Raw genomic sequence first — 23,174 nt, forward strand, 5'->3', positions numbered from 1 at the left:
CTCGCCTTGGGTGATCAGTTTCCTAGGCTCTTGAGGGCCTCGTAGCAGGCTTCGCGGCGGAAGTCGTGGAAGGTTGCGCAGGGGTCGGGGGCGGGGAGTCCTGGTGGGGTCTGGGCCTTGGGCTGGGGCTCGGGGGTGGGTGAGGGGGCGGTGGTGAGTGTGACCGCCTCGCCGGTGCTGGTGTTGTCGTTCGGTGTGTGGGTGTTGGAACGTTCCCGGGGTTCGGGGCGGTGGGTGCGGGGTTGGGCACGGGGGCCTTGGTGATCTCGGGTGGGGGGCTGGCGTTCTGGGACGTCTGCCGGACGCCTGGTGGCGTCTCCTGGGTGGGACGAGGGTGTGTTGTTCGGTGGGGGGATCGGGTGGAGCCAGGGGGTTTCGGTGGTGATGCTCGTCACCGGTGCGGGGGGTTCTGGGCTGGCTGAATGGGGCGGGGGAATGGACGTCCACGTGGGTGGGGGCGTGCGGCGGGATTGATCGAAAAGTGGGCTTTCCTGATCGATTTCCGGGGCGGATTTGCGAGGGTGCATTCGCGGGCCGGTGAACGCGAGGAGAATTCCCGCCGTGGCGATGGCCAGGACGGCGGTGACCGCGGCGGCGGGGGCGAGGCGGTGGCGTCGACCTGGGCGAATAGGACCTTGGGGGGACAAGTCGTGATTCCTTTGTGATTGTTGCGCGAGCATTCGGCTGTTGCGGCTAGTGTGGTCCATCGCCCGCGGAAGCCGGAGAGCTTTCCCGATACGACCGCAGGGAGCTGTAACACCATGCAAGATCCGACCGAGCCGGATCGTCTTGAGATCCTCAACGGGCCAGGCGAGGGCCGCCGGGCCGCCAGGAACAGGCCGAGCAAGAAGAAAAAGATCACCGTCATCGCCGCGTCCGTACTCGTGGCGGCGATGGCCGTGGGCGGCGTCGGCTACGCGCTGACCGCCGGGTCCGGAGAGACGGGCACGCCCACCCAGCAGAGCCGGCAGGCGGGGCCCGAGCAGGGCGCCGGCGAGACCGGCAGCGAGGGCGAGCCGCTGCAGGACGAGGCGGCCGCCGACGAGGCCACCATGGGCGACGCCGACACCGGCCTGCCCGAGGAGGAGGCCGCCGAGATGGGCGACGCGTCCGTTGGCGACACATCGGGCGACACCCGCGACACCCGCGCCGGTTCGTCGGACAAGAGCACCGCGAGCAAGGGCGACGGCGCCAAGCAGGAAACCGCCGCGAAGCAGGGCGACAGCGGCAAGAAGCCCACGACCGCGGCCAAGCCGCCGCCCTCCGACGAGGGCGACAACCCGGCTGACGGCCCGGCCGGCACCGTCGGCGGCCAGTGCGCCAAGAGCGGCTGCTGACACCACGAGCACGGTGGCGCGGGACACGGCCGTTCACCCTCCGGACGCACCCCGCACCTCTTGAGAAACCTGAAGTGGCTTGCCGGTTCTCGCGGGCATTGGACCTACAGCCACCGGCCCCGCCTTCCTATGGTTCCGGCCATGACCATTGAGAAGGCGGCGGCACTGCGTGCCCTGCACGTGCCGGGAAAGCCGTTGATCCTGCCGAACGCCTGGGACGCCGCGTCCGCGACGGCCGTCCGGGAGGCCGGCTTCCCGGCGGTGGCGACCGGGAGCGCCGCGGTGGCGCGCGTGCTGGGCTACGAGGACGGCGAGGCGACGCCGGTGGCCGAGATGCTGGCCGCCGTGTCCCGCGTCGTCCGGGTGGTGGACGTGCCGGTGACGGCCGACATGGAGCGCGGATACGGGCTGGACCCGGCCGAGCTGGCCGGGCGGCTGCTGGAGACCGGCGCCGCGGGCTGCAACCTGGAGGATTCCGACCCCCGTACCGGAGAACTGGTCGATCCGGACGAGCAGGCCGCTTTCCTGGCGGCGGTGCGCGCCGCGGCGGGACCGGCGCTCGTCGTCAACGCCAGGATCGACACCTACCTCGTCCGCGACGGCGGCGGGCGCGCCGACGCGGTGGCGCGGGCCCGGCGTTACCTGGAGGCGGGCGCCGACTGCGTCTACCCGATCGGGCTGTCGGCCGAGGACGAGATCGGGGCGCTGGTGGACGAGGTGGACGGCCCGGTCAACATCCTGTTCAAGCCGGGCGCGCCGAGCCTGGCCAGGCTGGCGGAGCTGGGCGTGGCCCGGGTCAGCTACGGCCACGGCCTGCACCGGGCGGCCCACGCGTACGCCGTCGGCATGATCGGCGCCGTGAGCGAGGGCCGCAGCCCCTACGAGTGACCACAGGACGAGAGCATGTCAGCGGCGGCGGCGCGGCACCGGGACCCGCATCAGGTCGCGCGCCAGGAAGACCTCCCCGTCGAAGGAGCGCCGCACCTCTTCCAGGAACACGGGCTCGTCCGCGAACGTGTAGCGCTCGGAGAAGTGCGTGAGCACCAGCCGCCGCACCCCCGCTTGGGCGGCCACCAGCCCCGCCTCGAACGCGGTCAGGTGCCCGTACTCCTTGGCCAGCGCCTGCTCGCCCGACAGGAACGTGGCCTCGATGACGAGCAGGTCGACCCCGTCGGCCAGCTCGAACACCGCGTCGCACAGCCGGGTGTCCATGACGAACGCCGCGGCCTGGCCCGGCTTCGGCACGCTGCACCGGGCCAGCGTCACGCCGCGCACCGAGCCGGTGCGCTGCAGCTCGCCCACCTCGGGCCCGCGGATGCCGTGGGCGGCCAGCCGCTCGGGCAGCATGCGCACGCCGGGCGGCTCCTGGACGCGGTATCCGTACGACTCGACCGGGTGGGACAGGCGGCGGGCGGTCAGCGGGCCGGTGGAGGCCAGCTCGCCGGAGACCGGCTGCTCCTCGATGACGGCGGTGTCGGCGAACACGGCGGCGTGCCGCAGCCTGCGCCAGTAGTCCGCGCCGGAGGCGGGGAAGATGGCCCGCACCGGGTGGCGCACCCTGTCGCGCGCGATGCGCTGGATCACGCCCGGCACGCCCAGGCAGTGGTCGCCGTGGAAGTGCGTCAGGCAGATCCAGTGGACGTCACTGGCGCTCACCCCTGCGTGCAGCATCTGCCGCTGGGTCCCCTCGCCGGGATCGAACAGATAACCCTGTCCGTCCCAGCGCAACAGGTAGCCGTTGTGGTTACGGTGTCGGGTGGGGACCGCGCTGGAGGTGCCGAGGATGACGAGTTCACGAGACGACATGACGACCACCGTCGCGTTCGCGGAGGTGCCGACGCCGGTCGGGCCCTTCGTGCTGGCCGTCACCGAGGACGGGCTGGTGGCGTCGGGGTGGGGCGTCCGTGACAGGATGCGCGACCGCCTCGGCCTGCCTGAGGTCCATGACCCGGATCGTACGGGTTCCGTGGTCGAGGAGCTGAGTGGTTATTTCACCGGTGCTTCGCGGCGGTTCGAGACGCCGATCGACTGGCGGCTGACGTCGGGCGTGCGGCGCGAGGTTCTGCAGGCCCTGTACGAGGTCCCGTACGGCACCGCGGTGACCTACGGCGAGCTGGCGGCGCGCAGCGGCACCGGCGTGCCCGCGCGCGGGATCGGCTCGATCATGGGGTCCAACCCGCTGCCGATCGTGGTGCCGTGCCACCGGGTGGTCGCGGGCAACGGGCTGGGCGGGTTCAGCGGCGGGGTCGGCGTCGAGACCAAGCGCTGGCTGCTCACCCACGAGGGTTACCTGCAGCCCACGCTGCTCGACCTGTGACGTGGTGCCGGGCGCGACCGCTGACCTGGGCAGGCCACACTGGTAGGCGTGCGTCACCCAGTCATCGCCGTCGTGGGGCCCACCGCGGCCGGTAAGTCAGACCTCGCCGTCGACATCGCGCTGCGGCTGGGCGGGGAGTGCGTCAACGCCGACTCCATGCAGCTCTACCGCGGCATGGACATCGGCACCGCCAAGCTCACCGAGGCCGAGCGGCGCGGCGTGCCCCACCACCTGCTCGACGTCTGGGACGTGACGGTCACGGCCAGCGTGGCCGAGTACCAGAAGCTGGTCAGGCCGCTGATCGAGGCCATCGCCGTGCCGGTGCTGGTGGGCGGCAGCGGGCTCTACGTGCGCGCGGCCATCGACGACCTGGAGTTCCCCGGCACCGACCCGGAGATCAGGGCCCGCCTGGAGGCCGAGCTGGCCGAGCGCGGCGCCGGGCCGCTGTACGCGCGGCTGTGCGAGCTCGACCCGGCCGCCGCCGCCGCGATCCTGCCGAGCAACGGCCGGCGCATCGTGCGGGCGCTGGAGGTGATCGAGCACTCCGGCCGGCCGTTCTCCGCCACCATGCCGTCCTACGAGGCCATCTACCCCAGCGTGCAGATCGGGCTGGAGGTGCCCAGGCCGGTGCTCGACGAGCGGATCGAGACCAGGGTCGGGCGGATGTGGGCGGCGGGGCTGGTCGGCGAGGTGCGCGAGCTGCTCGGGCGGGGCCTGGCGGAGGGCCGCACGGCCGGCCGGGCGCTCGGCTACGCCCAGGTGATCCGCTACCTGGAAGGGGAGTGGAGCGAGGAGGAGGCGTTCGCCGAGACGGTGCGGGCGACGCGGCGGTTCGCGAGGCGGCAGGAGTCGTGGTTCCGGCGCGATCCGCGGGTGCGCTGGCTCCCGTACGACGATCCCGGCCTGCTCGACCGGTCCCTGGCGCTGATAGCCGGACAGTAGTCCGGATAAAATCGGGTAATGCGCTTTCTCAAGGGGCACGGCACCGAGAACGACTTCGTCATCCTTCCCGATCCCGATGGGGAGCTCGACCTGCCCGCCACACTCGTGGCCCGCATCTGCGACAGGCGGGCCGGCGTCGGGGCCGACGGCGTGCTCCGCGTGGTGCGCACCAAGCAGGTTCCCGAGGTGGCGGGGCAGCAGGCCGAGTGGTTCATGGACTATCGCAACGCCGACGGCGGCATGGCCGAGATGTGCGGCAACGGCAGCCGGGTCTTCGCCCGCTACCTGGTCGACGCGGGGCTGGAGGGTCCGGGCGAGTTCGCCATCGCGACCCGGGGCGGCACCCGCCTGGTCCGGGTGGAGCCCGACGGAGAGATCACCGTCGAGATGGGCAAGCCCGCCGTGCTGGGCTCCAGCGTCACCACGGTGGGCGGCCACGAGTACGAGGGCGTCCACGTCGACGTGGGCAACCCGCACCTCGCCTGCTCGATCGGCGACCCGGTCGTCCAGCTCGACCTCACCCACCAGCCCACCTTCGACCCCGCGGTGTTCCCGGCCGGCGTCAACATCGAGCTGTTCAACGCGGTCGGCCCCAGCCGCGCGGTGATGCGGGTCTTCGAGCGGGGCTCCGGCGAGACCCGTTCCTGCGGCACCGGCGCGGTCGCCACCGCGGTCGCGGCCGCCGCGCTGTCCGGCGAGACCACCGGCACCTGGACGATCGAGGTGACGGGCGGCACGCTCACCGTGGTGCTCGACGAGGAGACCAGCTATCTGCGGGGCCCGGCGGTCATCGTGGCCTCCGGCGAGCTGATGCTTGCAGAATGATGTTCTCCTAGGGGATGCTGGGTCTGTTTCCCGAACCGAGAGGGGTGGAGATGGCAGACCCGCGCACCACAGCCGTCCAGGTCAAGGCGCCCATCGGGCAGTACGGCGGCGGCTTCATGATCTCCCGCGAGGCCAAGGCCGTCTGCGACGAGCACGGCCTGGGGCCTCGCGAGTTCTACTTCCGCGGCCGCTGCGGGGTGCTCGGCGAGTGCGAGGCCGACGTGGTCACCTCGGTGGCCGTCTTCTTCCCGCCCGAGCACGTCAGGCAGAGCTGGGAGGGCGGCCGCAAGATGCCCGTGGACCAGGCCGTCGAGCTGGCCGCCGGGGCCTGCCAGGACTGGGGGCGGCGCAAGCTCGGCGGCTACGACGGCTGCGCCAGGATCGCCGAGCTGCTGGAGAAGGTCGTCGAGGCGGCCTCACCGGTCGGGGCGCCGCTGTTCGCCGGGTGGCGGGCCGTGCCGCTCGCCGGCGATCCGCCCGCGCGGGCCGTCCAGCTCATGCACGTGGTCCGCGAGCTGCGGGGCGGGCTGCACGCCAACGCGGTGCTCGCGGCCGGGCTGAGCCCTCTGGAGGCCACGCTGGCCGCCGACCACGACGCGACGCCGTTCGGCCACCGGAGCGGCGAGATGATCGCCCAGTTCTTCCAGTGGCCGGAGCCCTATCCGACCCCTGGACCTGACGTCGTCGCACGCCGGGCCGCCGCCGAGGACGCCACCGACGACCTGATGGCACCGGTATTTTCCGTGCTAAACGACGACGAATCGGACGAGCTCATCGCGCTTCTGCGTTTGGGGGACGCTCGTTGACCTGGCAGACTGACTGCCCATGGACGTGGACATCTGGGCGTGGGTCGGCGAAACCCAGCAGCAGCTTTCCGAGGCGGGCAACGTGGGCCTCGCCATGGCTCTGGGAGACCTGCCCGCGCAGGCCTACGAAGGGCGATATCCGCAGCTCGACGTGATGGCCCCGGCCATCGCTCAGCAGGCGGAGGCCCTGGGGCAGCCCTGGCTGGAGTTCTACTCCCGCTACTGGCACCTCGTCGGCCGCATCGGCGACCGCGTCCAGGGCGCGGTCGCGATCGAGGACGCCGAGCAGCTGCTCGCGTTCGCCCAGCGCGAAGACGTCCGCGACTGCCCGGCCACCCCGGCGGCCGTCGAGGCGCTCGCCGTGGCGTGGGCCAACACCGACGGCCCCGGCTACGCCGACCGGAGGCTGGAGCTGCTGGCCCCGGCCATCGAGGGCGCCGACCCCGCCGGGCCCGCCTTCTCCGGCCTGGTGACCCAGTACGCCGCCGCGCTCGTCGACGCCGGCCGCGCCGGGGAGGCCGTCACCTACATCGAGTCCGCCGTCGAGCGGCTGCGTGCCGCCGGCCGCGAGGCGAGCTGGGAGCTCGGCGCCGAGAGCGCCCGCGCGCTCCTCGCCGCGGGACGCGCCGAGGACGCGCTCACCGCGCTGCAGGCCGCCGCCGGCTTCCAGGCCGACGACCCGGTCGCCAAGGACCACCGCGACGGCGTGCGCCGCGCGCTCGTCCTGGCGCAGCTCGACCGCCTCGCCGAGGCCGTCGACGCGCTGCCCGACCTCGACGTGGTGGGCGAGCACCCGCGGGTGTTCGTCGAGTGGGCCCAGGCCGTCTACAAGCTCTCCGGCTCCGCCCAGATCACCAACACCTGGCAGCTCGGCCGCGTGCTGCGCCAGTGGATCGACTACTTCGGCATGATGGGCGGCTACCGCCCCCGCGTCGAGCTCGCCCTCGTGGCGGGCGACCTGGCCGTCGCCCGGCAGGGCGTCTGGCAGGCCAGGGCGCTGGCCGACCTGGCCGAGTCCGCCGCCGCCGAGCTGCGCGCCGACGCCGGCGTGGCCGAGCGCGTCGCCGCGCTGCGCGCCGCCGCCGACGCCACCGCCGAGCCCGAGGCGCCCGGCCCGCTGGAGGAGCGCGTCGCCTACTTCGACGCCGCCGACGGTTACAACGCCGACCCCGAGCGCTGGATCGGCTGGCTCGCCCCGCTGTCCGGCGAGGACCTCGAGGCCACCCGCCGCCACACCACCACCCTCGGCTTCCTCGGCTACCCCGCGTCCGGCGCCGACATCTACTGGAAGATGCTCGTCGACTCCGGCGACATCGCCACCGCCGAGCCCGACGACATCGGCTACCTCACCACGCTCCTCATCGAGGCCCGCCAGGACGAGCGCCTTGAGCAGCTGGCCGGCATGCTGCCGCACGCCGCCAAGCACCTCGCGCTGGCCCGCCTCCACACCGCCCGCGAGCGCTGGCCCGAGGCCCTCGACAACGCCGAGCACGCCGTCGCCGCCGGCGCCGGGGTCGACGCCCGCCGCATCGTCGCCACCGCCGCCCAGCAGCTCGACGACAACGTCAAGGGCGCCAAGGCGCTGCTGGAGGTGCTCGACGAGCTCGCCGACGAGGACGTCTGGCGCATGATCGTCATGGCCACGGCGGCCGAGGACTGGGCGGCCGTCCGCAAGGGCGCCGCCAGGATCGGCATGCCGATCAAGTCCACCGAAGGGCCGATCGAGGAGGAGATGGGCCTGATCCGGGTCATCCTCCCCGCGCCCGACGGCGGCCGCCGCCAGGTGCTGTCCATCCGCACCGGCCCCGCCACCGCCCGGCTGGCGCTGCCGCAGCCGCGCGGTATGGACTACAACGCCGGCGACCTCGTGGTGTTCGACCCGCAGTTGCTGGAGCCGCTCCCCGAAGACCCCGAGGAGCAGCAGAACTTCGTGCCGCCGTTCGCGGCGGTGAGCATCCTGCGGCCGGGCGGCTACACGAGCTACTTCTTCGACGGCGCCGCGCCGAGCGAGAGCGACTGGGCCGAGTTCACCGAGGTCATGGCCGAGCGCGGCTGGCCCATGTGGGTCTACAGCGACGAGAACTACCAGGTCAACCACCCGACGAGCGGCGAGCAGCTCCCCGGTGTGTTCGGCTGGGTGGCGGTGCCGCCCGGCGTCTCGCCGGTCGAGGTCGACGCCCTGCTCGACGACGCCACGGAGCGCTGGTCCCACCCGCTGGCCTGGCTCGACCTGGCCCGCGAGGTCGACGTCGAGGTCGAGCGGCACGAGCGCATCGTCAAGGAGTACGGACTCTAGTCATGCTGCGGCGTTTCGCGCTCGACGGCAAGGTCGCCATCGTCACCGGCGCGTCCTCGGGGCTCGGCGTGGCCTTCGCCAGAGGGTTCGCCGAGGCCGGGGCCGACGTCGTGATCGGCGCTCGCCGCGCCGACCGGCTGGGCGAGACGCGGCGGCTGGTCGAGGAGACCGGTCGCCGGTGCCTGGCCCTGGCCACCGACGTGGCCAGGGCCGAAGACTGCGGCGCGCTGGCCGAGGCCGCGATGGCCGAGTTCGGCGCGGTCGACGTGCTGATCAACAACGCCGGGGTCGGCACCGCCGTGCCCGCGCTGCGCGAGACGCCGGAGGAGTTCCGGCAGGTGATCGACGTCAACCTGCTCGGCACCTACTGGATGGCGCAGGCGTGCGCGCGGGTGATGCGGCCCGGCTCGTCGGTGGTCAACATCGGCAGCGTGCTCGGCGGCACCACCGCCGGGCTCCCGCAGGCCGCCTACAGCGCGTCCAAGGCGGGCGTGGAGGGCCTCACCAGAGACCTCGCGCAGCAGTGGACCGGGCGGCGCGGCATCCGGGTCAACTGCCTGGTGCCGGGGTTCTTCGCCTCCGAGATGACCGATCAGTACCCGCCCGGCTATCTGGAGCGGGTCCTGGAGCAAAGGGTGCCGATGGGCCGGGCGGGCGATCCGGCCGAGCTCGTGGCGGCGGCGGTGTTCCTGGCGAGCGACGCGGCCTCCTACATCACCGGCGTCGCGCTGCCGGTCGACGGCGGCGTGCTCATCACCTGACGCGCCCGTCAGCGCGCGTAGATGCCGCGCAGCGCCGTCTCGACCACGGCGTCGGCGTAGGCGTGGGTGAGCGGGCCGGAGCGGTGCAGCCAGCGGCTCAGCAGCGGGCTCCAGATCAGGTCGACCGCCACGTCCAGGTCGAGATCCGCGGGCAGCTGCCCGGCCTCCTGGGCGGCGCGCAGGCGGGCCTTCTTCAGCTCGTTCATCGGCCTCTCCAGGCGCTCGGCGTAGAGGGCGGCCAGCGCGGGGTCGTTCGTGATCTCGATGGAGAGCGCGCGCAGCGGCCGGTCGTAGGCCGGGTCGGCGAACTCGTCGACGGTGGCGCGCAGCACCAGCTTGAGGTCGGCCTCCAGGTCGCCGGTGTCGGGCAGCGCCATGCCCTCAGCGCCCTCCCGCCCCTCGGTCAGGCTCAGCACGGCGTCGAAGAGCACCGCGCCCTTGGTCGGCCACCAGCGGTAGATCGTCTGCTTGCCGACGCCCGCGCGGGCGGCGATGCCCTCGATGCTGAGCTTGGCGTAGCCGACCTCGCCGGCCAGCGCGAAGGCGGCGTCGAGGATGGCGCGGCGGGAGGCCTCGCTGCGGCGGCCCGTGTCAGGTGTGGTTCTGCGCTGCACGGGCCGATCCTAACAGGAGACGAGACGGTCCGTCTCCGCTGAGAGACGCTCTTGTCCTGCCGATCGCTGGGCTTTATGTTCGTTGCGTAGTCCGGTACGTGTTGCGTATTAAGGAACAACCGGAGGGTGCATGACGAGCCGGCCTCGATTGGTGATCATAGGAGCCGGCATCGTGGGCTGTGCCCTGGCCGACGAGCTGACCGCACGCGGATGGACCGACGTCACGGTCGTCGACCGAGGGCCGCTCCCCGCCACCGGCGGCTCCAGCTCCCACGCGCCGGGCCTGGTCTTCCAGACGAACCCGTCCAAGACCATGACCGAGTTCGCCTCGTACACCGTGCGCAAGTACACCGAGCTGGGCTGTTTCGAGCAGGTCGGCGGTCTGGAGGTGGCGACCACCGAGGAACGCTGGCAGGACCTGCACCGCAAGCACGGCTGGGCCGAGTCCTGGGGTGTGGAGAGCCGCCTGGTCGACCCCGCCGCCTGCGCCGAGCTGTGGCCGCTGCTCGACCCGGGCAAGGTGCTCGGCGGCTTCCACGTGCCGTCCGACGGGCTGGCCGTCGCCGTCCGCTGCTGTGAGACGCAGGCGCGGCGGGCGTCGGAGCGCGGCGCGCGGTTCCTGGGCGGGCACACGGTGGTGGGCGTCGAGCAGCACGGCGGCCGGGTCACCGGTGTGGCGGTCGAGTCCGACGACGAGCACGGGGTCGTCGAGCACCGGGTCATCGAGGCGGACGTGGTGGTGTGCGCGGCCGGGTTCTGGGGGCCGTCGATCGGCGAGCTGGCCGGGCTGACCGTGCCGCTGCAGCCGCTGGCCCACCAGTACGCCAGATCGGGCCCGCTGGCCGGCAGCCCGGGAATCGGGCCGATCCTCCGCCACCAGGACCGCGACCTCTACTTCCGGCACCACGGCGACCGCGTCGGCGTCGGCTCGTACGCCCACCGCCCGATGCCCGTCGCCCAGCACGAGATCGGCCCCAAGGGCACCACGATGCCGTCGGTGCAGGCGTTCACCGAAGAGGACTTCGACCCCGCCTGGCGGGACGCGTGCGAGCTGCTGCCGACGCTGGCCGGGACCACGTACGAGGACGGCATCAACGGCGTCTTCTCGTTCACCCCCGACGGCTTCCCGCTGATCGGCGAGGCGCCGCACCTGGAGGGGTTCTGGCTGGCCGAGGCCGTCTGGGTGACGCACTCGGCCGGGGTCGCCAGGGCGGTGGCCGAGCTGCTGGTGGACGGCGTGTCCGCGACCGACCTGCACGAGTGCGAGCTGAGCCGGTTCGAGCCGGTCCAGCTCTCCCCGGCCTTCGTCGCCGAGCGCGGCGCGCGGAACTTCATCGAGGTGTACGACGTCATCCACCCGCTGCAGCCGATGGAGTCGCCGCGGCCGATGCGCACCAGCCCGTTCCACATCCGGCAGCGCGAGCTGGGCGGCTTCTTCCTGGAGGGCGCGGGCTGGGAACGGCCGCACTGGTTCGAGGCCAACCGTCCGCTGCTGGACGACCTCCCCGGCGACGAGGCGTTCCTCGGCCGCCGGGACGCGTGGGCGGGCCGCTACTGGTCGCCGATCGCCGCGGCCGAGTCGCACGCCACCCGCGAGAGCGTCGCGCTCTACGACATGACCCCGCTCAAGCGGATCGAGGTCGGCGGCCCGAAGGCGGCGGCGTTCCTGCAGCGGCTGACCACCAACGACGTGGACAAGAAGCCCGGCTCGGTCACGTACACGCTCCTGCTGGACACCGGCGGCGGCATCCGCTCCGACCTCACCGTGGCCAGGATCGAGGAGGACCGGTTCCAGATCGGCGCCAACGGCAACCTGGACCTCGACTGGATCACCCGACACGCGCCCGGCGGCGTGTACGTGCGCGACATCACGCCCGGCACCTGCTGCGTCGGCGTGTGGGGGCCGCGCGCCAGGGAACTGGTGCAGCCGCTCACCGACCTGGACATGTCCCACGAGGGCTTCCGCTACTTCACCTGCAAGACCGGTTACGTCGGCCACGTGCCGGTGACCGCGATGCGCGTCTCGTACGTGGGCGAGCTGGGCTGGGAGCTCTACACCACCGCCGACCTCGGGCTCAAGCTGTGGGACACGCTGTGGGCGACCGGCCTGCCGGTCGCCGGCGGCCGGGCCGCGTTCAACAGCCTCCGCCTGGAGAAGGGCTACCGGCTGTGGGGGGTCGACATGACACCCGAGCACGACCCGTACGAGGCGGGGCTGGGGTTCGCGGTCAAGACCGGCAAGGACTTCGTCGGCCGCGACGCGCTGTCCACGGACGTCACCCGCAAGCTGGTGCCGCTGCTGACCGCCGAGGTCGTCATGGGCAAGGAGCCGGTCAGGCACCAGGGCCGCACCGTCGGGTACGTCACCAGCGCCGCGCACGGCCACACGATACGGGCGCCGATCGCCTACGCCTGGCTGCCCGCCGAGCTGGCCGAGCCCGGCACCCAGGTGGACGTCACGTACTTCGGCCGGCGCGTGCCCGCCGAGGTCGCCGCCGAGCCGTTGTTCGACCCGAAGATGGAGAAGATCCGACGGTGACCCATCCCGACTTCCTCTGGCGCGACCCCGATCCGAAACCCGCCTACGACGTCGTCATCGTCGGCGGCGGCGGCCACGGCCTGGCCACCGCCTACTACCTGGCGCGCAACCACGGCATCACGAACGTGGCCGTCCTGGAGAAGGGCTGGCTCGCGGGCGGCAACATGGCGCGCAACACCACGATCATCCGCTCCAACTACCTGTGGGACGAGAGCGCCGCCATCTACGAGCACTCGCTGAAGCTGTGGGAGGGGCTGAGCGACGAGCTCGACTACGACCTGCAGTTCAGCCAGCGCGGCGTGCTCAACCTCGCGCACAACCTCGGCGACGTGCGCGAGGCCAGGCGGCGGGTGAACGCCAACCGGCTCAACGGCGTGGACGCCGAATGGCTCGACGCCGACGAGGTCGGGAAGTTCTGCCCGATCGTCAACGTGTCGAGCCGGGCCCGCTACCCCGTCCTGGGCGGCACGCTCCAGCGGCGCGGCGGCATCGCCAAGCACGACCACGTGGCCTGGGCGCTGGCCCGCCGGGCCGACGCGTACGGCATCGACCTCATCCAGGGCTGCGAGGTGACCGGCTTCGCGATCGAGCGCGGCCGGGTGCTGGCCGTCGAGACCACGCGCGGCCGGATCGCCGCCGGGAAGGTCGCGCTCGCCGCCGCCGGGCACACCTCCGTGCTCGCGGCCAGGGCCGGGATCCGGCTGCCGCTGCAGTCGCACCCGCTGCAGGCGCTGGTGTCGGAGCTGCTGGAGCCGGTGCTCGACTGCGTGGTCATGTCGAACGCCGTGCACGTGTACGTCAGCCAGGCGCACAAGGGGGAGCTGGTGATGGGCGCGGGCATCGACGCGTACAACTCCTACGGCCAGCGCGGCGCCTTCCACGTCGTCGAGGCGCAGATGGCGGCGGCGCTGGAGCTGTTCCCGATCTTCGCCAGGGCCCGGGTGCTGCGCACCTGGGCGGGCATCGTGGACGTGTCGCCGGACGCCTCCCCGATCATCGGCCGCACCCCGGTCGACGGCCTGTACGTCAACGCGGGCTGGGGGACCGGCGGCTTCAAGGCCACGCCGGGCTCCGGCTGGGTCTACGCGCACACGATCGCCGAGGGCGAACCCCATCCGCTGGCCGGGCCGTTCGCGCTCGACCGGTTCACCAGCGGGGCGCTCATCGACGAGCACGGCGCGGCGGCGGTGGCGCACTGATGATGCTCATCGACTGCCCGTTCTGCGGGCCCCGCGACGAGAACGAGTTCCACTACGGCGGTCAGGCCGGGATCGCCTACCCGGAGGCGCCCGGCGAGCTGTCCGACGCCGAGTGGGCCGAGTACGTGTTCATGCGCGACAACCCCAGGGGCTGGTTCCGCGAGCGCTGGTTCCACGGGCTCGGCTGCCGCACCTGGTTCACCGTCGAACGGCACACCGTCACCCACGAGATCCGGAAGGCGCCATGAGCCGTCTGCCGTCCGGCGGTCTGATCGACCGCTCCGTCACGCTGCCCTTCCGCTTCGACGGACGGCGGCTGCACGGCCACCCCGGCGACACGCTCGCCTCCGCGCTGCTGGCCTCGGGCGTGCGCGTGGCCGGGCACAGCGTGAACCTGGGCCGGCCGCGCGGGATCTTCACCGCCGGGCCGGAGGAGCCGAACGCGCTGGTACGGGTCGGCGCCGACCCGATGCTGGCCGCCACCACGGTCGAGCTGCACGCGGGCCTGGAGGCGTGGAGCCTGCGCGGCAAGGGCCGGCTCGACCCCGGCGCTGTGGACGATCGCCGCCACGACAAGGGCTACCTGCACTGCGAGGTGCTCGTCGTGGGCGGCGGTCCCGCCGGGCTGGCCGCCGCGCTCGCCGCCGGGGAGTCCGGCCTGCGGGTCATCCTGGTCGACGACCAGCCGAGGCTCGGCGGCGACCTGCTGGGCAGCCGCGTCCTGCTCGACGGCGCGCCCGCGCTCGGCTGGGTGGCCGCCGCCGAGTCGCACCTGGCCGCGCTGCCCGAGGTGCGGGTCCTCACCAGGACCACCGCGACCGGCTTCTACGACCACGGCTACGTGGTCGCCGTCGAGCGCCGCCCGCGCGGCGAGCGGCTGTGGCACTTCCGCGCGGGCCGCGTCGTGCTGGCCACCGGCGCGCACGAGCGGTCCCTGCCGTTCCCCGGCAACGACCTGCCCGGCGTCATGCTCGCCGCCGCCGCGCGCACGTACGCCAACCGATACGGGGTACGTCCCGGCGCCCGCGCGGTCGTGTACGCGTGCGCGGACTCCGGGTACGAGGCCGCCCGCGACCTGGCGGCGGCCGGGGTGGAGATCGCCGCCGTCGTGGACCCCCGCCCGGAGGGTCTCTCCGGCGCCCTGGCAGGGCGCGTCACCGGCACCGTTGCCGGGGACGACGGGACACTCGCGGCCGTCCTGATCGGCGACCGGCGCGTGGAGGCCGATCTGCTGGCCGTGGCGGGCGGCTGGAACCCGGCCGTGCACCTGTTCAGCCAGTCGCAGGGCAGGCTGCGGTTCGACGAGACCCTGCGCGCGTTCGTCCCCGGCGAGCCCGCGCAGGCCATGAGCCCCGCGGGCGCCTGCCGCGGGCTGTACGGCACAGCGCAGGCCATCGAGGACGGCTACCGGGCGGGCGCCGAGGCTCACGGCCCTGTCGCCGCCGGGTTCAGGGTGCCGGTTTCGGACGAGGAGGCTCTACGGCCGCCCGCCGCGTACTGGGGTGAGCTGGATCCCGACCCCACGGCGTTCGTGGACCTCCAGCGGGACGTCACCGTCGCCGACGTGGCCAGGGCCACCGGGGCCGGGATGCGCTCGGTCGAGCACGTCAAACGGTTCACCACCGCGAGCACCGGCGCCGACCAGGGCAAGACCTCCGGCGCCCTGGTCGTCGGCGTGCTGTCCGAGCTGCTCGGCGCCGCCCCCGGCCAGGTCGGCGTCACCACGTTCCGTCCCCCGTACACGCCCGTGTCGTTCGCCACCCTGGCCGGCCGCGACCGGGGACCGCTGTCCGACCCCGCCAGGACCACCGCCATGCACGGCGCGCACGTCGCCAGGGGAGCGGTGTTCGAGGACGTCGGCCAGTGGAAGCGGCCCTGGTACTTCCCGCTCGGCGGCGAGACCATGCGCGAGGCCGTGCGGCGCGAGTGCGAGGCCGCCCGCACCGCCGTGGCCGCGATGGACGCCTCCACCCTGGGCAAGATCGACATCCGGGGCGCGGACGCGGGCGCTTTCCTGGACCGGATCTACACCAACATGTACTCCACGCTCGCCGTCGGCGCCTGCCGCTACGGGCTGATGTGCACCGCCGACGGCATGGTGTTCGACGACGGCACCACCACCCGGCTGGGCGAGCACCACTACCTGATGACCACCACCACCGGCAACGCCGCCGCCGTGCTCGACTGGCTGGAGGAGTGGCACCAGACCGAGTGGCCGTCCCTGGACGTGCGGTTCACCTCGGTGACGGACCACTGGGCCACCGTAGCCGTGGCCGGCCCTCTGGCCGGGAGGGTCATCGCCGCCGTCGCCCCCGAGGCGGTCGGCCTGGCGTTCATGCGCTACACCGACGCCGCCGTGCTCGGCGTGCCCGGCCGGGTCTTCAGGATCAGCTTCTCGGGTGAGCTCGCGTACGAGGTGAACGTGCCCTGGCACCACGGGCGGGCGCTCTGGGAGGCGGTGCTGGACCTCGGCGCCGTTCCGTACGGGACCGAGACCATGCACGTGCTGCGGGCCGAGAAGGGGTTCGCGATCGTCGGCCAGGACACCGACGGCACGGTCACCCCGCAGGACCTCGGCATGTCGTGGATTGTCTCCGGGCGCAAACCGGACTTCGTCGGCAAGCGCTCCCACACGCGGCCGGACACCTCCCGGACGGACCGCAAGCGCCTGGTGGGCCTGCTGACGGAGGATCCGTCGGCGTTCGTGGAGGAGGGCGCCCAGCTCGTCGCCGACGGGGTCATGCTCGGACACGTCACCTCCAGCTACCCGAGCGTCCCGCTCGGCCGCGCCATCAGCCTCGCGCTCGCCAGGAACGTCTCGCCCGGCGACCGGCTGACGGCCATCTCGGGCGACACGGCGACCCCCGTGCGGGTGGTCTCCCCGATCTTCTACGACCCCGAAAACCTCCGCCGCGACGGCAACCCCACCCCCCAAAACCCCCCGCCCCAAGCAGTCCCGTCCGAGATCACCCCCGCCTCACCTCAGGGGGCGGTGTCGTCGGAGGTCACTCCCGGCTCGTCTGGAGGGGTGGTGTCGTCGGAGGTCACTCCCTCCTCACCTCAAGTGGCGGTGCCGTCCGAGGTCACCCCCGCCTCACCTCAAGGGAGGGTGTCGTCCGAGCTCACCCCCGCCTCACCTCAAGGGAGGGTGTCGTCCGAGCTCACCCCCGCCCCACCTCAAGGGGCGGTGCCGTCCGAGCTCACCTCCGGCTCGTCTGGAGGGGTGGTGCCATCCGAGGTCGGACCCTCCTCACCGCGAGGGGTGGTGTCGTCGGAGGTCACTCCCTCCTCATCAGGGATGGTGTCGTCCGGGGGCACCGGCAGGTCGGGTGAGGGGGTGGCTTTGGGTGGGGGTTTGCGGATGTGGGCGGAGAGTCCGGCTGCGGGGTTCAAGGAGCGGTTCGCGGCGGTGGGTGGTGGGCGGGTGCGCGTGCGGGAGGTGCCGTTCGTGCCGATGTGGGAGGTGCGGCGGGAGGATCCGGGGACGGGCATGCGGTTGGGGCCGGAGTGGTGGTTGGTGGTCGGGGAGGGTGAGCCAGGGGCGGGGTGGGTGGACGTCTCGGGTCAGCGGACGGTCGTCGAGCTCAGCGGCCCGGGGGCGCTGGACGTCCTGATCACCGGTTGCCCGATCGACCTGCACCCGGGGGTGTTCACCGGCCACGCGCAGACGGTCCTCGGCAAGGCGCCGGTGATCCTCCAGAGGTACGGCGATTCGTACCGGATTTTCGTTCGCTCCTCGTACGCGAACTATCTCGGAGAGTGGCTGATTGATGCCTTGGAGGGGTAAAGCGCGGGCAAAGAGGAAATTGATATACCTAGACGATCGGTAGCCGAGTCTGGGAGTCGCAGTGCGTGTTCGGGCGGTCTTGGCGGGTTTGGCCGCCGTAGTAATGCTCACCGGGTGCGGGGAGCTGGAAGCACAACTGGGACAGCAGGCGGAGGACGGCGGCACATCCTCGTCCGACGTAGACGTCAAGGACGCGCGCGGCAAGCTGGAGAAGCTGGCCGTCAAGGGGCGGGCGCCGAAGACCGGGTTCGACCGCGACAAGTTCGGCCCCGCCTGGGCGGACGTCGACCGCAACGGCTGCGACACCCGCAACGACATTCTCAAGCGCGACCTGACCGACGAGACGTTCAAGGAAGGCACCCACGACTGCATCGTCCTCACCGGCGTCCTGAAGGACCCGTACGGCGGCGAGACGATCAACTTCAAGCGCGGCCAGGACACCAGCAGCAAGGTCCAGATCGACCACCTGATCCCGCTCTCCGACGCCTGGCAGAAGGGCGCCCAGCAGTGGTCGGACGCCAAGCGCAAGGAGTTCGCCAACGACCCGCTCAACCTGCTCGCCGTCGACGGCCCGCTCAACAGCCAGAAGAGCGACTCCGACGCGGCGACATGGCTGCCGCCGCGCCGGTCCTACCGCTGCGCGTACATCGCCCGTCAGATCGACGTCAAGGCCAAGTACGAGCTCTGGGTGACGAAGGCCGAGAAGGACGCCATGGACGGCATCCTCGACTCGTGCTGAGCGTCAGTCGTCGTCGCTGTCGTCATCGTCGTCGGCCCGCTCGGTCTCCTGCTTGAGCAGCTTGCCCGACGCGGCGTCGATGTCGAGCTCGTGCTCGACGTCACCCTTGATCGTCTTGACCTCCCAGACGTCCGTCTTCTTGCCGCGGCCGTCGAAGTCGACCTCCGACACCCACGAGCCCGGCACCTCCTTAAGGGCGAGCTCGATGGCCTGCTGGGCGGTCACCTGAGGGGCGGTCTGGGCGACGCTCTGGGAGGCGGGGCCTTCGAGGGAGTCCTGGGAGGCGGCGAAGGCGGCGGAGCCGCCGGCCACGAGGGCCATGGCGGCGGCGCTGGCGACGATGATTTTCGTAGTGGTCTGCATGCCTTCAAGAAAACCCCGGTCGCCGGTAATGCCGCGCTAAGGCCGCCCTAACGTCACTTCAACCCGCGCGCCGCCGGACGGCACGGGCGACACGGCCAGGCCGCCGCCGCTGGACTCGGCGGTGCGGCGGGCGATGTCCAGGCCGAGACCGGTCGAGCCGCCGCCGCTGTTGCCCCGGGCGAGCAGGGCGGGGTCGAATCCGGGGCCCGTGTCGCTGACCACGAGCTCGGCCCCCTTCGGATGCGGCGCGAGCCGTACCGAGAAGGACGCCCCTTCGGGGGTGTGCGCGAAAACGTTGCCCAGCAGCGCGTCCACGCACGCCGCCAGCGACTCGGCGCCGGCCGCGACGGGCAGCTCGCCGCCGGGCAGGGCGACGTCCACCTCGCGCCCCTGGTCCTCGGCGAGCACCGACCAGAAGCGCACCCGCTCCCGCACCACGGCGGTGGCGTCGCAGGACTCGCGCCCGGCCGAGCGGCGGCGGGCGTCGGTGATGACCGCGCTGACGGCGCGCTCCAGCGCGTCCACGCGGGCGCCCACGCGCGCCGCCTCCTCGGGGTCGCGCAGCGACTCCACGTCCAGCCTGAGGCCCGTCAGAGGCGTACGGAGGCGGTGCGACAGGTCGGCCACCGACTCGCGCTCGGCCGCCAGCAGGTCGCCGATGCGGCCGGCCAGGTGGTTCAGCGCCAGCGCGACCGCCCGCACCTCCGTCGGCCCTCCCGGCTCCGCCCGCGCGTCCAGGTCGCCGCCGGCCAGCCGGTGCGACACCCGGGCCAGCCCGTCGATCGGCCCGGTCATGGCCCTGGCCAGCCGGTCGGCCAGCGCGATGCCCAGCACGACCAGCGCCAGCCCCAGCACGAGCAGGGCCGTCCACGCCTCGCGGACGCCGCGCATCAGCTCGGCGTCGCTCACGAACGACCTGATGACCACGGTGCCTTCCGGCGACTGCACCGCGACCAGCACCTCCCTGCCGTCGTCGCACTCGGCGGTGACGCTGCGGCCGGTCGCCGCCAGCTCCACGGCGTCGGTGCGCCGGGCCTCCTCGCCGATCACGCGCCCGCCGGGCAGGAACACCGTCACGGGCCACTCCACGCGCTCGACCGCCAGCGGCAGGTCCGCCGTGCCGACCGAGACGGCCACCGACTCGGCGGCGGCGGTGGCGCGGCTCATCGCGCCGTTCTCCGCCACCGAACGGATCAGCAGCGCCATCGGCACCAGCAGCGCGATCAGCACCAGCGACGTGGTGGCCGCCACCAGCAGCGCCAGCCAGCGCCTCACGACGGCTCGACCAGCTTCACCCCGACACCGCGCACCGTGTGCAGGTAACGGGGTTCGGAGGCGGTCTCGCCGAGTTTCCTGCGCAGCCACGACAGGTGCACATCCACGGTCTTGTCGGCGCCGCCGTACGGGAGCTGCCACACCTCGGTCAGCAGCTCCCGCTTGGTGACGACCTCGCCCGCGCGCGCCGCCAGGTAGTGCAGCACGTCGAACTCGCGCGGCGTCAGGTCCAGCGCCGCGCCGTCCAGCTCGGCCAGCCGGGCGCGCGGGTCCACGCGCAGCGCGCCGACCTGGAGCGGCGTCGGCGCCGGGTCGCCGGCCCGCCGCAGCACCGCCCTGATCCGGGCGTCGAGCTGCGTCGCGCTGTACGGCTTGACCACGTAGTCGTCCGCGCCCGCGTCCAGCACAGGCACCATCTCGGCGTCGCCGTCGCGGGCGGTCGCCACGATGACCGGCACCTTGCTCACCGCACGCAGCATCCGCAGCAGCTCGGCGCCGTCGAGGTCGGGCAGCCCCAGATCGAGCACGATCAGGTCGGGCCGGTCCTGCACGGCCAGCCGCAGGCCGTCGAGCGCGGTGGGGGAGGAGGCGACGGCGTGGCCGAGATCCCGCAGCCCGCGGCTCAGCGCCGTGCGGATCGTCACGTCGTCCTCAATCAGCAGGATGTCAGCCATATGGTGAAACGGTAGACGGTAAACAGAGGTACGAGCCGCCGTCTTAGGGCTGTCTTAACCCGCGCTTAGCCGTACGAGGGGAAAGGTGACGAGGGTGAAGCGACTCGTCCTGGCCTGGGCCGCCGCCGCGGTCGCCGCGACCGGCGCGGCCGTGGCGGTGCTCGGCCTGCTCGGCGGCGCGCTGACCGGCACGTCCGGCCAGGTGATGACGCAGGAGGAGGCCCGTGCCGCCCTGACCAGGGTGACCGCCACCATCCAGCGCCCGTCCCAGAGCCCCGCGCGGACCCCCACCCAGGCGCCCCTGGAGAACGAGGTGATCCGCACCGCGGGCGGCACCGTCATCGCCTCCTGCGCGGGCGGCAAGGTGACGCTGCGCTCGTGGAGCCCCGCCCAGGGCTACTCGGTCGACGGCGTCGAGCCCGGCCCCGACACCGAGGCCAAGGTGGAGTTCGAGCCGGACGACGACGCCGAGGAGGTCGAGGTCAAGGTGGGCTGCGCGGGCGGCCGACCGGTCAAGCTTCCAGACTGAGCGCCTGCGAGGTCAGCTCGGCCTGCTTCCTGATCTGGCCCATGATGATGGGGTTGACCCCCTTGGCCTGGAAGGTCGCGACCATCTTGTCGAGCACCGCCCTGGCCTTGGGCAGGTCGCCCTGCCGCGCCTCCGCCCTGGCCCAGCGGCGCATCACCATGTTGAGCGTGATGTTGTCGATCGTGCCCGCCCCGGCGACCCTGGCGAGCTGCTCGATGCCCTGCTTCGGGTCGGGCGGCCGGATCCGCAGCCGCTTGCCGGCGGTGATGGTCTTGAACTCACGCTCGGCGTTGAGCCCTTTCACCATCCGGGCGTAGACGGACAGCGGGTGCTGCCCGAACCGGTCGATCATCTCCTCCAGCGCCTCGTTGCCCGGGCGCAGCGCCGGCGAGTCGGAGCCGAGCAGCGAGAACAGCTTGCCCTGGTCCTCGCCCAGCATCAGCTCGGCCACCCGGTGGTCGTCGTCGGTGGCCGGGTAGCGCACCCGTACCAGGCAGGGCGGGGAGACCACGTGCGAGCCGTCGGCGGCGATGTACTGGGCGCGCACCCGGTACTCGCCGGGCTGCTGGAAGTAGTGGCCGTCGCGGCCGTGGCCGATGTAGGCGCTGCGGTACATGGCCGGGTTGCCGGCGTCGAGCCTGATCTCGGGCGAGCGGTCGACGCAGTGGCGCATCATCGGCCGGTAGAGCACGGTCCTGCCGCTCGGCTGGGTGATCGTGACCTGGGTGAACTCGGTGTCGGGGTGGAGGTGGCCGTGGGTGACGCGCGGCTCGCCCGTACAGGAGAGCTTGAGCTCGACCACCACCGGCTCGCCGAACCCGAACGGGTCCTTGGCCCGCAGCTCCAGCGCCAGCCCCGAGTGGTCCTCGATCGGCTGCTCGAACGGGGCCACCTCGGCGGCGCCCGCGCCGAACGCGTTGGCGCCCATGGCGACGTCGCGGAAGAAGCCGTGGCGCACGTGCACCAGCTCCGCGTCGGTGAACTGGAACGGGAACGCCGCCCAGTAGCCCTCCTCGCCGCCCGGCCGGTAGTTCTGCACGTAGTTCATCCAGGACAGATCGCCGAAGCCGCCGTGCGGGCCGAGCGGCTGGGGCGGCGTGGCGAGGTTCTTCTGCCAGGAGTGCAGCAGGTTGAAGGCGTGCCCGAGCTCGTGCACGTACGTCCGTAACTGGGCCCGCTGCGCCTCCGGCGAGTCGCCCTTGATCGCGTCGTGGAACACGGCGGCGCCCTGCCGCTGGTGGGCGTCGTCGTAGTCGAACATGATGCCCCGGTAGCCGCCCACGTGCCGGCTGGCCACCAGCAGCCACACCCGCCAGGCCGGAGCGTCGCCGAACTGACCGAACTGCTGGGTCATCGCGTGGTGCAGCTCGGCGTCGTCCCACGCCAGGTCGGCGCCGGAGCCGTCGACCGGGATCACGCCCGGCTCGGTCACGGTCATCCCGACGCCCGCCTCCGCCCAGGCCTCCACCACGTTCAGCTCGCGCGCAGGCGACCCGTCGGGCCCCCGCAGCCTGCCGGTGTGGTACGAGACGAACGGCACGGCTCCTGCCACCGAATCCTGCTCCAGCACGACCTCACGGAAGTGGCGCGAGGTGAACCGGACGGGGTAGTCGCGCCCGGCGACGCGCGCGGTGCCGCCGTCGGCGGTGATCGTGACGCGCACGTCACGGTCCGGCGTGGCGAAGGTGAACTCCCCCCGCCCCTCGGCCCGCGTCTCGTCACCCTCCGCCGTGACGACGGGGGCGTGCAGCACGAAGGATCCGTCGTAGGTGACGGTCGCGCCCGAGGCGGCGAACAGGTCGCCGCTCACCCGGCCCGTCGGCCGGGGCCCGTCGACGTCGACGCGGAGCACCAGCGTCGAGTCACCGTCCTGCCCCTGGTAAAGCCCGCTGATCATGATCGCCCCCTGGAGTCGGTGGGGTTACAACGCGGACACTTCTCCCGACGGGCGGGCGTGTCAACGGGATCCGCGAACTCGCAGCGAGCTCAGCAGCTCCTCGGAGGCCCGGGTGATCGTCTCGACCGCGCGGTCGAACGCCTCGGCGTTGTGCGGGGCCGGGGCGCGGAAGCCGGAGATCTTCCTGACGTACTGCAGCGCCGCCGCCCGCACGTCGTCCTCGGTGACGTCCTCGGTGTACGGGGGGCGCAGGGTCTTGATGCTTCGGCACATG

21 protein-coding genes are annotated in these 23,174 nt (G+C 72.6%); 14 read left to right on the plus strand and 7 right to left on the minus strand.

Going from position 1 to position 23,174, the window contains the following annotated elements:
- Positions 1 to 761 precede the first annotated feature (761 nt).
- Both ACZ6YG_RS08655 and ACZ6YG_RS08660 read left to right on the plus strand, forming a co-directional pair.
- Positions 762 to 1,337, plus strand: a complete 576-nt coding sequence (locus ACZ6YG_RS08655) for a hypothetical protein (RefSeq protein ID WP_466017579.1) — start codon at positions 762 to 764, stop codon at positions 1,335 to 1,337.
- A gap of 141 nt (positions 1,338 to 1,478) precedes the next feature.
- The gene (locus ACZ6YG_RS08660; protein ID WP_466017580.1) at positions 1,479 to 2,225 is read left to right on the plus strand and encodes an isocitrate lyase/PEP mutase family protein; all 747 of its coding nucleotides are present in this window, start codon (positions 1,479 to 1,481) and stop codon (positions 2,223 to 2,225) included.
- An 18-nt stretch (positions 2,226 to 2,243) separates the two neighbouring features.
- Here ACZ6YG_RS08660 and ACZ6YG_RS08665 read toward each other — a convergent pair whose 3' ends face one another.
- Complete coding sequence (locus ACZ6YG_RS08665; RefSeq protein ID WP_466017581.1) at positions 2,244 to 3,143, minus strand: ribonuclease Z; 900 nt, start codon at positions 3,141 to 3,143, stop codon at positions 2,244 to 2,246.
- Here ACZ6YG_RS08665 and ACZ6YG_RS08670 point away from each other — a divergent pair.
- From ACZ6YG_RS08670 to ACZ6YG_RS08695, 6 genes are read left to right on the plus strand one after another with little or no spacing between them, the layout of a single operon-like run.
- Positions 3,121 to 3,654, plus strand: coding sequence for a methylated-DNA--[protein]-cysteine S-methyltransferase (locus ACZ6YG_RS08670; protein WP_246639586.1), 534 nt, complete (start codon positions 3,121 to 3,123; stop codon positions 3,652 to 3,654). The two genes, ACZ6YG_RS08665 and ACZ6YG_RS08670, sit on opposite strands and share 23 nt — an antisense overlap.
- Positions 3,655 to 3,702: 48 nt before the next feature.
- A complete protein-coding gene (miaA, locus tag ACZ6YG_RS08675) occupies positions 3,703 to 4,596 on the plus strand; it encodes a tRNA (adenosine(37)-N6)-dimethylallyltransferase MiaA (RefSeq protein WP_148033532.1) in 894 nt (297 codons plus the stop codon).
- 18 nt (positions 4,597 to 4,614) lie between these two features.
- Positions 4,615 to 5,421, plus strand: coding sequence for a diaminopimelate epimerase (dapF, locus tag ACZ6YG_RS08680; RefSeq protein ID WP_148033531.1), 807 nt, complete (start codon positions 4,615 to 4,617; stop codon positions 5,419 to 5,421).
- Positions 5,422 to 5,471: 50 nt separating this feature from the next.
- Complete coding sequence (locus ACZ6YG_RS08685; protein WP_246639585.1) at positions 5,472 to 6,227, plus strand: SCO6745 family protein; 756 nt, start codon at positions 5,472 to 5,474, stop codon at positions 6,225 to 6,227.
- Positions 6,228 to 6,246: 19 nt separating this feature from the next.
- Positions 6,247 to 8,523: a tetratricopeptide repeat protein gene (locus ACZ6YG_RS08690; protein WP_148033530.1), complete on the plus strand. Its 2,277-nt coding sequence runs from the start codon at positions 6,247 to 6,249 to the stop codon at positions 8,521 to 8,523.
- A gap of 2 nt (positions 8,524 to 8,525) precedes the next feature.
- Positions 8,526 to 9,284, plus strand: coding sequence for an SDR family NAD(P)-dependent oxidoreductase (locus tag ACZ6YG_RS08695; protein ID WP_466017582.1), 759 nt, complete (start codon positions 8,526 to 8,528; stop codon positions 9,282 to 9,284).
- 8 nt (positions 9,285 to 9,292) lie between these two features.
- Here ACZ6YG_RS08695 and ACZ6YG_RS08700 read toward each other — a convergent pair whose 3' ends face one another.
- The gene (locus ACZ6YG_RS08700) at positions 9,293 to 9,898 is read right to left on the minus strand and encodes a TetR/AcrR family transcriptional regulator (RefSeq protein ID WP_466017583.1); all 606 of its coding nucleotides are present in this window, start codon (positions 9,896 to 9,898) and stop codon (positions 9,293 to 9,295) included.
- Between the two features lie 130 nt (positions 9,899 to 10,028).
- Between ACZ6YG_RS08700 and ACZ6YG_RS08705 the strand changes: the two genes are divergently transcribed.
- The 5 genes from ACZ6YG_RS08705 (at position 10,029) to ACZ6YG_RS08725 (ending at position 18,162) form a co-directional block, all read left to right on the plus strand.
- Positions 10,029 to 12,437: a GcvT family protein gene (locus tag ACZ6YG_RS08705; RefSeq protein ID WP_466017584.1), complete on the plus strand. Its 2,409-nt coding sequence runs from the start codon at positions 10,029 to 10,031 to the stop codon at positions 12,435 to 12,437.
- Positions 12,434 to 13,636, plus strand: a complete 1,203-nt coding sequence (locus ACZ6YG_RS08710; RefSeq protein ID WP_397198170.1) for a sarcosine oxidase subunit beta family protein — start codon at positions 12,434 to 12,436, stop codon at positions 13,634 to 13,636. The genes ACZ6YG_RS08705 and ACZ6YG_RS08710 overlap by 4 nt, the downstream gene beginning before the upstream one ends.
- Complete coding sequence (locus ACZ6YG_RS08715) at positions 13,636 to 13,884, plus strand: sarcosine oxidase subunit delta (RefSeq protein ID WP_148033525.1); 249 nt, start codon at positions 13,636 to 13,638, stop codon at positions 13,882 to 13,884. The genes ACZ6YG_RS08710 and ACZ6YG_RS08715 overlap by 1 nt, the downstream gene beginning before the upstream one ends.
- Entirely contained in the window at positions 13,881 to 17,423 is a 3,543-nt protein-coding gene (locus ACZ6YG_RS08720) for a 2Fe-2S iron-sulfur cluster-binding protein (protein ID WP_466017585.1), read from the plus strand. Before ACZ6YG_RS08715 ends, ACZ6YG_RS08720 begins: the two co-directional genes overlap by 4 nt.
- 88 nt (positions 17,424 to 17,511) lie before the next feature.
- Positions 17,512 to 18,162: an HNH endonuclease family protein gene (locus tag ACZ6YG_RS08725; RefSeq protein ID WP_466017586.1), complete on the plus strand. Its 651-nt coding sequence runs from the start codon at positions 17,512 to 17,514 to the stop codon at positions 18,160 to 18,162.
- Between the two features lie 3 nt (positions 18,163 to 18,165).
- Here ACZ6YG_RS08725 and ACZ6YG_RS08730 read toward each other — a convergent pair whose 3' ends face one another.
- The 3 genes from ACZ6YG_RS08730 to ACZ6YG_RS08740 are packed head-to-tail and all read right to left on the minus strand — an operon-like array spanning position 18,166 to position 20,474.
- Positions 18,166 to 18,525 carry a PepSY domain-containing protein gene (locus ACZ6YG_RS08730; protein ID WP_148033524.1) on the minus strand — a complete coding sequence of 120 codons (360 nt, stop codon included), beginning with the start codon at positions 18,523 to 18,525 and terminating at the stop codon, positions 18,166 to 18,168.
- A 36-nt stretch (positions 18,526 to 18,561) separates the two neighbouring features.
- A complete protein-coding gene (locus tag ACZ6YG_RS08735) occupies positions 18,562 to 19,800 on the minus strand; it encodes a sensor histidine kinase (protein ID WP_148033523.1) in 1,239 nt (412 codons plus the stop codon).
- A complete protein-coding gene (locus ACZ6YG_RS08740) occupies positions 19,797 to 20,474 on the minus strand; it encodes a response regulator transcription factor (protein WP_271277937.1) in 678 nt (225 codons plus the stop codon). Before ACZ6YG_RS08740 ends, ACZ6YG_RS08735 begins: the two co-directional genes overlap by 4 nt.
- Positions 20,475 to 20,568: 94 nt before the next feature.
- Here ACZ6YG_RS08740 and ACZ6YG_RS08745 point away from each other — a divergent pair, with 94 nt between their 5' ends.
- Positions 20,569 to 21,003 carry a hypothetical protein gene (locus tag ACZ6YG_RS08745; RefSeq protein WP_148033521.1) on the plus strand — a complete coding sequence of 145 codons (435 nt, stop codon included), beginning with the start codon at positions 20,569 to 20,571 and terminating at the stop codon, positions 21,001 to 21,003.
- Here ACZ6YG_RS08745 and ACZ6YG_RS08750 read toward each other — a convergent pair.
- Positions 20,987 to 22,900, minus strand: a complete 1,914-nt coding sequence (locus ACZ6YG_RS08750; protein ID WP_466017587.1) for a hypothetical protein — start codon at positions 22,898 to 22,900, stop codon at positions 20,987 to 20,989. The two genes, ACZ6YG_RS08745 and ACZ6YG_RS08750, sit on opposite strands and share 17 nt — an antisense overlap.
- 60 nt (positions 22,901 to 22,960) lie before the next feature.
- Positions 22,961 to 23,173, minus strand: coding sequence for a DUF2277 domain-containing protein (locus ACZ6YG_RS08755; protein ID WP_219544141.1), 213 nt, complete (start codon positions 23,171 to 23,173; stop codon positions 22,961 to 22,963).
- Position 23,174: the final 1 nt, after the last annotated feature.

This window comes from Nonomuraea sp. NPDC054003 (assembly GCF_055585125.1).

Excerpts from the sequence above, each read along its gene's own strand:
- ACZ6YG_RS08705 (WP_466017584.1), top strand. The coding sequence starts at position 10,029 with ATGACGAGCCGGCCTCGATTGGTGATCATAGGAGCCGGCATCGTGGGC.
- ACZ6YG_RS08720 (WP_466017585.1), top strand. The coding sequence starts at position 13,881 with ATGAGCCGTCTGCCGTCCGGCGGTCTGATCGACCGCTCCGTCACGCTG.
- ACZ6YG_RS08690 (WP_148033530.1), top strand. The coding sequence starts at position 6,247 with ATGGACGTGGACATCTGGGCGTGGGTCGGCGAAACCCAGCAGCAGCTT.
- ACZ6YG_RS08750 (WP_466017587.1), bottom strand. The coding sequence starts at position 22,900 with ATGATCAGCGGGCTTTACCAGGGGCAGGACGGTGACTCGACGCTGGTG.
- ACZ6YG_RS08695 (WP_466017582.1), top strand. The coding sequence starts at position 8,526 with ATGCTGCGGCGTTTCGCGCTCGACGGCAAGGTCGCCATCGTCACCGGC.
- ACZ6YG_RS08685 (WP_246639585.1), top strand. The coding sequence starts at position 5,472 with ATGGCAGACCCGCGCACCACAGCCGTCCAGGTCAAGGCGCCCATCGGG.
- dapF (WP_148033531.1), top strand. The coding sequence starts at position 4,615 with ATGCGCTTTCTCAAGGGGCACGGCACCGAGAACGACTTCGTCATCCTT.
- ACZ6YG_RS08670 (WP_246639586.1), top strand. The coding sequence starts at position 3,121 with ATGACGAGTTCACGAGACGACATGACGACCACCGTCGCGTTCGCGGAG.
- ACZ6YG_RS08730 (WP_148033524.1), bottom strand. The coding sequence starts at position 18,525 with ATGCAGACCACTACGAAAATCATCGTCGCCAGCGCCGCCGCCATGGCC.
- ACZ6YG_RS08755 (WP_219544141.1), bottom strand. The coding sequence starts at position 23,173 with ATGTGCCGAAGCATCAAGACCCTGCGCCCCCCGTACACCGAGGACGTC.
- ACZ6YG_RS08655 (WP_466017579.1), top strand. The coding sequence starts at position 762 with ATGCAAGATCCGACCGAGCCGGATCGTCTTGAGATCCTCAACGGGCCA.
- ACZ6YG_RS08715 (WP_148033525.1), top strand. The coding sequence starts at position 13,636 with ATGATGCTCATCGACTGCCCGTTCTGCGGGCCCCGCGACGAGAACGAG.
- ACZ6YG_RS08660 (WP_466017580.1), top strand. The coding sequence starts at position 1,479 with ATGACCATTGAGAAGGCGGCGGCACTGCGTGCCCTGCACGTGCCGGGA.
- ACZ6YG_RS08665 (WP_466017581.1), bottom strand. The coding sequence starts at position 3,143 with ATGTCGTCTCGTGAACTCGTCATCCTCGGCACCTCCAGCGCGGTCCCC.
- ACZ6YG_RS08740 (WP_271277937.1), bottom strand. The coding sequence starts at position 20,474 with ATGGCTGACATCCTGCTGATTGAGGACGACGTGACGATCCGCACGGCG.